The organism is Acidimicrobiales bacterium, assembly GCA_036399815.1.
Taxonomy (GTDB): Bacteria; Actinomycetota; Acidimicrobiia; order Acidimicrobiales; family DASWMK01; genus DASWMK01.
This window is the reverse complement of the sequence record DASWMK010000107.1, coordinates 1-9,622: the sequence shown is the minus strand read 5'-3', so window position 1 is coordinate 9,622 and position 9,622 is coordinate 1. Positions and strand designations below refer to the sequence as shown.

The following is a 9,622-nucleotide window of genomic DNA, read 5'->3' as shown; positions in this document are numbered from 1 at the left end:
CAGCACGTGCTGCCCGGGGGGGCCGAGCCGACCTACCGGAGCGACCCGCCGACGTCCGGGCCGCACGTGCCCGGGCCGGCGATCACCGGCGTCGTCGACGAGCCCATCGAGCGGCCGGTCCAGGTCGGGATCCTCGAGCGGGGCGACGTGCTGATCCAGCACGAGGGCCTGCCCGCCGCCGACGCCGACGCGCTCGAGGCGCTGGCCGGCGAGCACGTCGTCGTCGCGCCCGGCGTGGACCTCCCCGCGTCCGTGGTGGCGACCGCCTGGGTGTTCAAGCGGACCTGCGACGAGGTCGACCTCGACGCCCTCCGGGAGTTCGTCGACGAGCGCGTGGGGCACGGGCCCGACCAGGAGTAGCTGGTCGTCGCCCTGGCTACCGTGCCCCGGTGACCACCGACCCCTGGGGCATCGACGACGGGTACTGGGACGTGGCCGGCGTGTGGCGGACGCCGGCGCCGGGGACGATCGGCGCGCTGCGGGCGGCGATGGGGGGCGAGTACGGGGACGAGCGGCCGCCCGACCCCCGGCCCACGTGGGTGGTCAGGGCCGGCGCCGCCGACCCGCTCCTCGGCCCGGCCGACCTCGTGCTGGAGGACGGCGCGTCGATGGCCGGGGTCACCGCCCTGCCGCCCGACCTGCCCCTCGGGTACCACGACCTCCGGCCGCTCGACGGCGGGCCGACCACCCGGCTGATCGTCGCCCCCCGCCGCTGCCACCTCCCGGCCGACCTGCGCACCTGGGGCCTCACCGTCCAGCTGTACGCGGCCCGGTCACGGACGAGCTGGGGCCTGGGCGACCTGGCCGACCTGCGGCGCATCGGCGAGTGGTCGGCCGGCGCGGGGGCCGGCATGCTCGCCGTCAACCCGCTGCACGGCGCCCTCCCGCTCCCCGCCCAGCAGCCGAGCCCGTACTACCCGAGCAGCCGGCGGTACCGGAACCCGCTGTACCTGCGGGTCGAGGAGGTCCCCGGCGCCGCCGAGGTGGCGGACGTGGAGCGGCTGGCGGCCGCCGGCCGGGGGCTGAACGGGGACCGCAGGATCGACCGGGACGAGGTGTTCGCGCTGAAGTCGGCGGCGCTGGAGGCGCTGTGGGAGCGGTTCCCCGGCGACCCCGCGTTCGACCGCTGGCTGGCGGAGCGGGGCGACGACCTGGCCGGCTACGCCACGTTCTGCGCGCTGTGCGAGCACCACGGGTCGGGGTGGAACGAGTGGCCGGAGGAGCACCGCCGGCCCGGCTCGCCGGCCGTCGGCGCCTTCGCCCGGTCCAACGACCGTCGGGTCGGCTACCACGGCTGGCTCCAGTGGCTGCTCGACCGCCAGGTGCAGGCGGCCGGCGAGGCCACCCCGCTCGTGCACGACCTGGCCATCGGGGTGGACCCGGCCGGCGCCGACGCCTGGCAGTGGCAGGAGGTGCTGGCCACCGGCGTGCGGGTCGGCGCCCCGCCCGACGAGTTCAACACCACCGGGCAGGACTGGGGGCTGCCGCCGTTCGTGCCCTGGCGGCTGCGGGCGGCCGGCTACGACCCGTTCGTGCAGACCGTGCGGTCGGGGCTGCGCCATGCCGGAGGGCTGCGGTTCGACCACGTGATGGGGCTGTTCCGGCTGTTCTGGATCCCGGAGGGCCGCTCCCCCGCCGACGGCACCTACGTCCGCTACCACGCCACCGACCTGCTCGACATCCTCGCCCTGGAGAGCGTGCGGGCCGGCGCGTTCGTGGTCGGCGAGGACCTCGGGACGGTCGAGCCGTGGATCAGGGAGGCGCTGACCGACCGGGGGGTGCTGTCGTACCGGCTGCTCTGGTTCGAGGAGGGCGACCCGTCGGGCTACCCCCGCCAGGCGCTCGCCGCGGTGACGACGCACGACCTGCCGACGGTCGCCGGCCTGTGGACCGGCTCGGACCTGGAGGTGCAGCGGGAGCTGGACCTGGAGCCGAACGAGGAGTCGACGGCGAAGATGCGCGACCGGCTGGCGACGATGGTCGGCGCCGACGACGACACCCCCGTCGGCGACGTGGTCGTCGGCGCCTACCGCCTCCTGGCCACCGCGCCGTCGATGGTGCTGAGCGCCACGCTCGACGACGCCCTCGGCGTCGAGGAGCGGCCCAACGTGCCCGGGACGATCAGCGAGTGGCCGAACTGGTCGCTCGGCCTGCCCGTCCCCCTGGAGGACGCCCTGGCGTCCGAGCAGGTGAAGGCGGTGGCCGACGCCCTCTCCGAGCGCCGCCCCGCCCCGACGGCCTAGCGCGACCGACGCCGCCCCGCCGCGCATCGCTCCGCCCCGGGCCCGCCCCGGGTGCGGGGGCCGAGCGCGGCGCCGCCCGCCGCGCATCGCGCCGCCCCGGGCCCGCCCGGGGTGCGGGGGCGTGCGAGCGCGTCGCCGCTCGCCTCGGTCGGACGTCGGCCGCGGGTCGTCCGAGGGTGACGGCGAGCCCGAGGTGGCGGCCGTCGACCGGAGACGTTGGCGCCGGGGTCGGCCCCCGGGCTAGGTGGGCGCGACGGCCGGCTCGTCGGCGGTGACGGCGCCGATGCGACGGCCGGCGGTCGTGCCCCGACGGCCCACCGGGACGTGCTCGGTGGCGGCGGGCAGCCCCGTGGCCGGCATGTTCACGTGGACGCACTCCCACCGGCCGGCCGGGACGACGTAGGTCTCGTGCCAGATCCCGACGTCGCCGGACCGGCTCCCGACCTGCCGGTTGTAGCGGCGCCAGGCCGACAGGTGCGGCGCGTCGGGGTTCGAGGCGAACCGGTCCAGGTCCTCGAAGGACCGCCAGTACTGCACGACGGCCGGCCCGCCGAACAGCAGCGCCTGGTGGGCGCCCGAGCAGCCCGTCGTGCGGGTGCTCGGCCAGCCACTTCAGCATCTTCGGCATCGCCGTGGCCACCGGCAGCCACTTGTGGACCTTCCAGGGCCGGTTCAGTCGCATCCCGATCAGGAAGACGACGACGTCGCCCTCGTGCTCGGCCGTGAACCGCCCCGGGCGCACCTTCCCCATCCGGCGACGGTAGTGCAGGCTCCATCGAACACGTGTTCGACCGACGTGCTATCGTTGCCCCATGCACACGGCGGCGGTGGTGTGGACGGTGCTCCTGCTGGCGGCGGCCGGCACGCCGGCGCTCGCGGGGCGCCGGACCGGCGGGACGGGTGCCCGGGGCGGGAATCGAACCCGCACGCCCTCTCGGGCAATGGGTTTTGAATCCATCGCGGCTGCCTGTTACGCCACCCGGGCGGGCGGCGCCAGCGTAACGTCGGGGCGTGCGACGGTCGCGGAACGAGCCGGTGGTGGAGGTGCGACGGCGGCGGCGGTGGCCGCGACGGTTGGTCGTGCTGGCCGTCCTCGTCGCCGGTGCGTTCGCCTACCGCGGGCGCAAGCTCGAGGAGGCCGAGCGCCGCTATCAGGCGCCGACCCGCCACGCGTGACGGGAAGAGGTCCGAAACTGACCGCGCGGTAGTGAAACTTCGCCTGGGGCGGCTCGGTCGGACCCGTCGATGAGCATGATCGCGTTCACGTTCCCGGGCCAGGGCTCGCAGAAGCCGGGCATGGGCCGTCCGTGGGTCGACCACCCCTCGTGGGAGCTGGTGGCCGAGGCGTCGGAGGCCACCGACCGCGACGTCGCGCACCTGCTCCTCGAGGCCGAGGCCGACGAGCTGACCGCCACCCGCAACGCCCAGCTGGGCACCTTCGTGCTCAGCCTCGTCGTCCTCGACGCGGTCGAGCGGACCGGCGTCGACGCCGCCCGCCTGGCCGGCCACAGCCTCGGCGAGTACACCGCGCTCACCGCGGCCGGCGCCCTGTCGTTCGAGGACGGCGTGCGGCTGGTGGCCGAACGGGGCGAGGCCATGCAGGTCGCAGCCGAGGAGCGGGTCGGCACGATGGCCGCCGTCCTCGGCCTGGACGACGACCTCGTGGACGTCGCCTGCCACTCCGTGGACGGCGACGTGTGGGTCGCCAACTTCAACGCCCCCGGCCAGGTCGTGATCGCCGGCGACCCCGACGCCATCAAGGCGGCGGCCGAGGCGGCCAAGGGGCTCGGTGCCCGCAAGGTGCTGCCGGTCAAGGTCAGTGGCGCCTTCCACACGCCGTACATGGCGCCGGCCCGCGACCGGCTCCGCAAGGCCCTCGCCGAGACCGAGCTGCGCGACCTGGAGGTGCCCGTCGTCGCCAACGTCGACGCCCGCCAGCACGAGCGGGGCGCCGAGTGGGCCAACCTGCTGGCCGCCCAGCTGTGCAGCCCGGTGCGCTGGCGCCAGACGCTCCACACCCTGGCCGACGGCGGGGTCACCACCTTCGTCGAGGTCGGCCCGGGCACCGTGCTCACCGGCATGGCCACCCGCACGGTCACCGGCGCCCGCGCCCTGTCCGTCTCCACCCCCGGCGACCTCGACCACCTGCTGGAGGACCTGTCCGGCCGGCCGCCCGTCGCCGTCTTCCCCGAGGGCGAGCACCTCTTCTCGAGCGAGCGCCTCGTCGTCAGCCCGGCGACCGGCGTGTTCATCCCCACCACCCCGGTCCGCCCCGGCGGCCGCATCGAGGCCGGTGAGGTCGTCGGCCTGGTCGGCGACGACGAGGTGCGCACCCCGTTCACCGGCACGCTCATGGGGCTCATGGCCTACGAGGGCGAGCGGGTGACGGCCAGCCAGCCCGTCGCCTGGCTGCGGGCCCACGGATGATCGGCTGCCGCATCACCGGGTGGGGCACGGCCCTGCCCGACAAGGTCGTCACGAACGCCGACCTCGAGGCCAGGCTCGACACGAGCGACGCCTGGATCACCGAGCGCACCGGCATCAAGGAGCGCCGGGTCGGCGGGACCACCTGCGGGCTGGCCGTCGAGGCCGGCGAGAAGGCGCTGGCCCGGGCCGGGCGGTCCGGCGCCGAGGTCGACTGCCTCCTCCTCGCCACCACCACGCCCGACCAGACCGTCCCGGCCACGTCGGCCACCGTCCAGCACGAGCTCGGCATCCCGGGCGGCGCCTTCGACCTCAACGCCGCCTGCTCAGGGTTCGTCTACGGGCTCGTCGTCGGTGCCGGCCTGATCACCACGGGGATGGACAAGGTGCTGGTCGTCGGGGCCGAGACCCTGAGCCGCATCACCGACCCGGATGACCGCGGCACGATCATCCTCTTCGGCGACGGCGCCGGCGCGGTCGTGCTCGAGGCCGACGACGAGCGGCCGTCCCTGCTCGGCTGGGACATCGGCTGCGACGGCTCGGCCCGCCACCTCCTCTACTGCGACGTCGGCGGGTGGATCCAGATGGAGGGCCGCGAGGTGTTCCGGCGGGCCGTGCGGGTGATGGTCGACTCCGCCAACCGCACCTTCGCCAAGGCCGGCGTCACCGTGGACGACGTCGCCCTCGTCGTCCCCCACCAGGCCAACCAGCGCATCATCGACGCCGCCTGCCAGCGCCTCGGCGTCCCCGCCGAGCGGGTCTCCTCCGTCCTGGCCCGCACCGGCAACACCTCGTCGGCCTCGATCCCCCTCGCCCTCGCGGAGGCGGCCGACACCGGGCGCCTCTCCCCCGGCGACCTCGTCCTCCTCGTCGGCTTCGGCGCCGGCATGACCTGGGCCAGCGCCCTGCTGCGGTGGGAGCCGTGACCGACGGCGCCGAGGGCCGCGTCGCCCTCGTCACCGGCGGCAACCGGGGCATCGGCCTCGCCGTCGCCCGGGCGCTCCACGGCGCCGGCCACCGGGTGGCCGTCACGTACCGCACCGACGCCCCCGAGGACGACGACCTGCTGGCCGTGCGGTGCGACGTCACCGACGCGGCGTCGGTCGACGAGGCGTTCACCACCGTCGAGGAGAAGCTCGGCCCCGTCGGGGTAGTGGTCAGCAACGCCGGCCAGACGGCCGACCAGCTGCTGCTGCGCATGAAGGAGGACGACTTCACGAGGGTGGTCGACGCCAACCTGACCGGTGCCTTCCGGGTGGCCAAGCGGGCCGCCGCCGGCATGGTCCGCGCCCGGTGGGGCCGGCTGGTGTTCCTGTCGTCGGTGGCGGCGCTGGCCGGGTCGCCCGGCCAGGTGAACTACGCCGCGGCCAAGGCCGGGCTCATCGGGCTGGCCCGGTCGCTCGCCCGCGAGCTGGCCTCGCGCAACGTGACGGTCAACGTCGTCGCCCCCGGCCCGATCGCCACCGACATGACCGCCGTCCTCCCCGAGTCCCGCAGGGACGCCCTCACCGCCGCCGTCCCCGTCGGGCGCTTCGGCACCGCCGAGGAGGTGGCGGCCGCCGTGGCCTTCCTGGCCTCCGACGAGGCCTCCTATGTCACCGGTGCCGTGCTCCCCGTCGACGGCGGGATGGGCATGGGACACTGATCCGACCCGAACACATCCAGGAGAACCCCCCAGCGATGAGCGACGAGAACTTCGACCGGTTCAAGAAGTGCGCCGTGGAGGTGCTCTCGGTCCCGGCCGAGAAGGTCACCCCCGACGCCAAGTTCGGCGACGACCTCGACGCCGACAGCCTCGACCTGGTCGAGCTGGTCATGGCCCTCGAAGAGGAGTTCGCCGTCAGCGTCGACGAGGAGGAGCTGGACGGGATCCAGACCGTCGGCCAGGCCTACGAGCTCATCTCGTCCAAGCTCTGATGGGCCCGAACGGCCGCCGAGTGGCGGTGACGGGGGTCGGCGTCGTCTCGCCGTGCGGCATCGGCGCCGACGCCTTCTGGGACGGCCTGTGCGGGCCGGCGCCCGAGGGCGAGCGCCGCGTCGCCGACTTCGACCCGACCCCCTTCTTCGACAACCCGAAGGAGGCCCGCCGCACCGACCGCTTCAGCCAGTTCGCGTTCGCGGCCGCCATCGAGGCGCTGGCCCAGGCGGGCGACCTGCGGGTCGACCCCGACCGGATCGGCGTCATCCTCGGCACCGGCGTGGGCGGGCTCGAGACGCTCGAGCGGGAGGTGCTCGTCTACCACGAGAAGGGCGGGCGCCGGGTCTCCCCGTTCCTCGTCCCGATGATGATGGGCAACGCCGCCGCCGCCGGCCTGTCGATGCGCTACGGCTTCCGGGGGCCGTGCGAGACGACCGTGACCGCCTGCGCGGCGAGCACCCACGCCATCGGCAACGCCGCCCGCCAGATCGCCATCGGCCGGTGCGACGCCATGCTCACCGGCGGCAGCGAGGCGTCGATGACCCCGGTCGGCGTGCAGGGCTTCGTGAACATGACCGCGCTGTCGAAGTCGGGTGTGTCCCGGCCCTTCGACGCCCGCCGGGACGGGTTCGTGATCGCCGAGGGCGGCGCCGTGCTCGTCCTGGAGGAGTGGGAGGCGGCCCTGGCCAGGGGGGCGACCATCCTCGCCGAGGTGCTCGGCGCGGCCAGCACGGCCGACGCCCACCACATCACCGCCCCGGCGCCGCACGGGTCGGGCGCCGTCGCCTGCATGGAGCTGGCGCTGGCCGACGCCGGCATCACCACCGACGACGTCCGCCACATCAACGCCCACGGCACGTCCACGCCGCTGAACGACGCGGCCGAGGCCGAGGCCATCGCCAAGGTGTTCGGCTCGCCCGGCCCGCCGGTCACCTCCACCAAGGGGGTCACCGGCCACGCGCTGGGCGCCGCCGGGGCGCTGGAGGCGGTCGCCGTCGTGCTGTCGATCCAGCGGCGGGAGGTCCCCCCGACCGCCGGCCTGGAGGAGCCCGACCCGGAGATCGCCACGATCGACCTCGTCACCGGCGAGCCCCGGCCGTGGGAGCCGGGGCCCGCGCTGTCGAACTCGTTCGGGTTCGGCGGCCACAACGGCTGCCTGGTGATCGGCCCTGGGGCCGACCGGGGCTAGACGAGCACGCCCTCCAGGCGGAGGAGCCACTCCTTGGCCGGGAGGCCGCCGCCGTAGCCGCCGAGGTGGCCGCCGGTGCGGACCACCCGGTGGCACGGCACCACGATCGGGATCGGGTTGGTGGCCATGGCCGTCCCGACGGCCCGCGACGCCCGCGGGTTGCCGACCCGCGTCGCCAGGTCCCGGTACGTGGTCACCTCGCCGTAGCGGACCCGCTCCAGCTCCCGGAGCACCTTCAGCCGGAAGCCCGAGGAGAGCGCCCGGTCGAGGGGCACGTCGAACGAGGTCCTGCGGCCCTCGAAGTACTCGTCGAGCTGACGGCGGACGGGGTCGAGCCGGGCCGGGGCCTCCACGACCCTGGGGGACAGGGCGAGCAGGCCCGGCACCGACGTCGCCGCGTCGCCGAACGTGATGCGGACGAGGCCCCGTTCGGTGGCGGCCGCCGTCATCGGGCCGATCGGGCTGTCGATCGTGGCCCAGGCGACGTCGACGAGGCCTTCGGCCAGGGCCCGGTCGGCGAAGCGGGCGGTCAGGGCGTCGACGTCGGGGACGTCGAGGTCGGGCGCCGGCAGGCCGGCCAGGTCCAGGTCGAGGTCGTCGTTGACGGTCATCGGGACAGCTCCTCTCGCAGGCGTCGGAGCCCGGTGGACACGCTCTGGCGGGCGGCGTCCTCCGAGCAGCCGAGCACGGCGGCGATCTCGGCGTAGGGCCGGTCGCCGACGATCCGGTGGACGACGGCGGTGCGCTGCTTGGGCGGCAGCGCCCGCACCGCCTGCCACAGCGGGCCGTCGGTGGCCGGCGTGGGGTCGGGCAGGGTGGCCGCCTCGTCGTCGCCGGCGGCGGCGCCGACGGGGACGGGGCGGCGGGTGCGGGCCCTGGCCGCGTCGACCACCTTGTTGTGGGCGATCGTGAACACCCAGGCGGTCAGGTTCGAGCCGGGCTCGAGGCGCGGGTAGGCCCGCAGGGCGGCGAGGAACGTCTCCTGGAAGCAGTCGGCGGCCTCGTCCCGGCCCACCGCCGCCGTCAGGTACCGGAGCACCGGGAGCCGGTGCTCCTCGAGGAACGTCGAGAACGGCGGCAGGCTCACGTCCCGGTCAACGACGCGGCGGCCCGGCCTGTGAGGTCACGACCCGCCGGCCGGGGCGAGGACGAACAGCAGCGACGCCTCGCAGGCCAGCCGGCCCCCGACCGACGCCCGGCCCGAGCCCGTCCCGGCCCGCGACGACAGGCGGCCGAGCTCGACCTCGAGGTCGAGCACGTCGCCGGGGACGACCTGGCGGCGGAAGCGGGCCCGGTCGACCCCGCCGAACAGCGGCAGCCGGCCGGCGAAGCGCTCGTCGGCCAGCACGGCGACGGCGCCGACCTGGGCGAGCGCCTCGACCATCAGCACGCCGGGGAGGGTCGGCCGGCCCGGGAAGTGGCCGGCGAAGAACGCCTCCTCGCCGGTGAGCCGCCACCGCCCGGCCGCCGACCGGCCCGGGTCGACCGCCGTCACCTCGTCCACGAGCAGGAACGGCGGCCGGTGGGGCAGGACGTCCTCGGGCCGGGGCAGCCCCGTCACGCAGAGGCCCCGAGCGCCCGCAGCAGGTTCTTCGGGGTGTCGGCCGGGCTGACCTTGTACCAGGCCTCGGCCACCTTCCCGTCCTCGTCCACGAGGAAGGCCGAGCGGACGATGCCCATGTACTTGCGGCCGTACATGGACCGCTCGCCCCACACGCCGTAGGCCTCGGCGGTGGCGTGGTCGGGGTCCGACAGGAGCGGGAAGCCGAGCGAGTACTTCTCGTCGAACGCGAGCTGCTTCGGCGGCTCGTCGGGCGAGATCCCGAGCACCTCGACATCGAGCGCGCC

The 9,622-nt window shown here is 75.4% G+C and carries 11 protein-coding genes, 1 tRNA gene and 1 pseudogene; 7 read left to right on the top strand and 6 right to left on the bottom strand.

All coding sequences use genetic code 11. The annotated features are described in order from the left end of the window. Together VGB14_07705 and malQ are read left to right on the top strand one after the other, a co-directional pair. A partial coding sequence (locus VGB14_07705; protein ID HEX9992793.1) for a DUF3105 domain-containing protein occupies window positions 1-360 on the top strand: 360 nt, incomplete at its 5' end. A gap of 29 nt (window positions 361-389) precedes the next feature. Next, window positions 390-2,243: a 4-alpha-glucanotransferase gene (malQ, locus tag VGB14_07700; GenBank protein ID HEX9992792.1), complete on the top strand. Its 1,854-nt coding sequence runs from the start codon at window positions 390-392 to the stop codon at window positions 2,241-2,243. A 240-nt stretch (window positions 2,244-2,483) separates the two neighbouring features. Here the strand turns inward: malQ and VGB14_07695 are convergent. Next, window positions 2,484-2,819: pseudogene (locus VGB14_07695) on the bottom strand (DUF4188 domain-containing protein). Window positions 2,820-3,144: 325 nt separating this feature from the next. Then, window positions 3,145-3,228, bottom strand: a tRNA-Leu gene (locus tag VGB14_07690). 260 nt (window positions 3,229-3,488) lie between these two features. On the opposite strand from VGB14_07690, the gene fabD reads away from it, so the two are divergent. The 5 genes from fabD to VGB14_07665 are packed head-to-tail and all read left to right on the top strand — an operon-like array spanning window position 3,489 to window position 7,774. Continuing rightward, a complete protein-coding gene (gene fabD, locus VGB14_07685) occupies window positions 3,489-4,670 on the top strand; it encodes an ACP S-malonyltransferase (protein HEX9992791.1) in 1,182 nt (393 codons plus the stop codon). Continuing rightward, window positions 4,667-5,593 (top strand): beta-ketoacyl-ACP synthase III, encoded by a 927-nt coding sequence (locus tag VGB14_07680; GenBank protein ID HEX9992790.1) that lies wholly within the window; start codon window positions 4,667-4,669, stop codon window positions 5,591-5,593. Before fabD ends, VGB14_07680 begins: the two co-directional genes overlap by 4 nt. Further along, window positions 5,590-6,312 carry a 3-oxoacyl-ACP reductase FabG gene (fabG, locus tag VGB14_07675; GenBank protein ID HEX9992789.1) on the top strand — a complete coding sequence of 241 codons (723 nt, stop codon included), beginning with the start codon at window positions 5,590-5,592 and terminating at the stop codon, window positions 6,310-6,312. The genes VGB14_07680 and fabG overlap by 4 nt, the downstream gene beginning before the upstream one ends. A gap of 35 nt (window positions 6,313-6,347) precedes the next feature. Continuing rightward, window positions 6,348-6,584 (top strand): acyl carrier protein, encoded by a 237-nt coding sequence (gene acpP, locus VGB14_07670; protein ID HEX9992788.1) that lies wholly within the window; start codon window positions 6,348-6,350, stop codon window positions 6,582-6,584. Between the two features lie 20 nt (window positions 6,585-6,604). Continuing rightward, window positions 6,605-7,774 carry a beta-ketoacyl-ACP synthase II gene (locus tag VGB14_07665; GenBank protein HEX9992787.1) on the top strand — a complete coding sequence of 390 codons (1,170 nt, stop codon included), beginning with the start codon at window positions 6,605-6,607 and terminating at the stop codon, window positions 7,772-7,774. Here VGB14_07665 and VGB14_07660 read toward each other — a convergent pair. From VGB14_07660 to VGB14_07645, 4 genes are all read right to left on the bottom strand, one after another. Continuing rightward, window positions 7,771-8,385, bottom strand: coding sequence for a methylated-DNA--[protein]-cysteine S-methyltransferase (locus tag VGB14_07660; GenBank protein ID HEX9992786.1), 615 nt, complete (start codon window positions 8,383-8,385; stop codon window positions 7,771-7,773). The genes VGB14_07665 and VGB14_07660 overlap by 4 nt on opposite strands. Further along, on the bottom strand, window positions 8,382-8,861 hold the full coding sequence (locus VGB14_07655; GenBank protein HEX9992785.1) for a sigma-70 family RNA polymerase sigma factor: 480 nt from the start codon (window positions 8,859-8,861) through the stop codon (window positions 8,382-8,384). Before VGB14_07655 ends, VGB14_07660 begins: the two co-directional genes overlap by 4 nt. 36 nt (window positions 8,862-8,897) lie before the next feature. Continuing rightward, complete coding sequence (gene fabZ / locus VGB14_07650) at window positions 8,898-9,335, bottom strand: 3-hydroxyacyl-ACP dehydratase FabZ (GenBank protein HEX9992784.1); 438 nt, start codon at window positions 9,333-9,335, stop codon at window positions 8,898-8,900. After that, a partial coding sequence (locus tag VGB14_07645; protein HEX9992783.1) for a redoxin domain-containing protein occupies window positions 9,332-9,622 on the bottom strand: 291 nt, incomplete at its 5' end. The genes fabZ and VGB14_07645, both read right to left, overlap by 4 nt.

Bases quoted from the DNA above. Each gene is read 5' to 3' on its own strand.
- VGB14_07680 (HEX9992790.1), top strand. From the start codon at position 4,667: ATGATCGGCTGCCGCATCACCGGGTGGGGCACGGCCCTGCCCGACAAG.
- fabD (HEX9992791.1), top strand. From the start codon at position 3,489: ATGAGCATGATCGCGTTCACGTTCCCGGGCCAGGGCTCGCAGAAGCCG.
- VGB14_07660 (HEX9992786.1), bottom strand. From the start codon at position 8,385: ATGACCGTCAACGACGACCTCGACCTGGACCTGGCCGGCCTGCCGGCG.
- acpP (HEX9992788.1), top strand. From the start codon at position 6,348: ATGAGCGACGAGAACTTCGACCGGTTCAAGAAGTGCGCCGTGGAGGTG.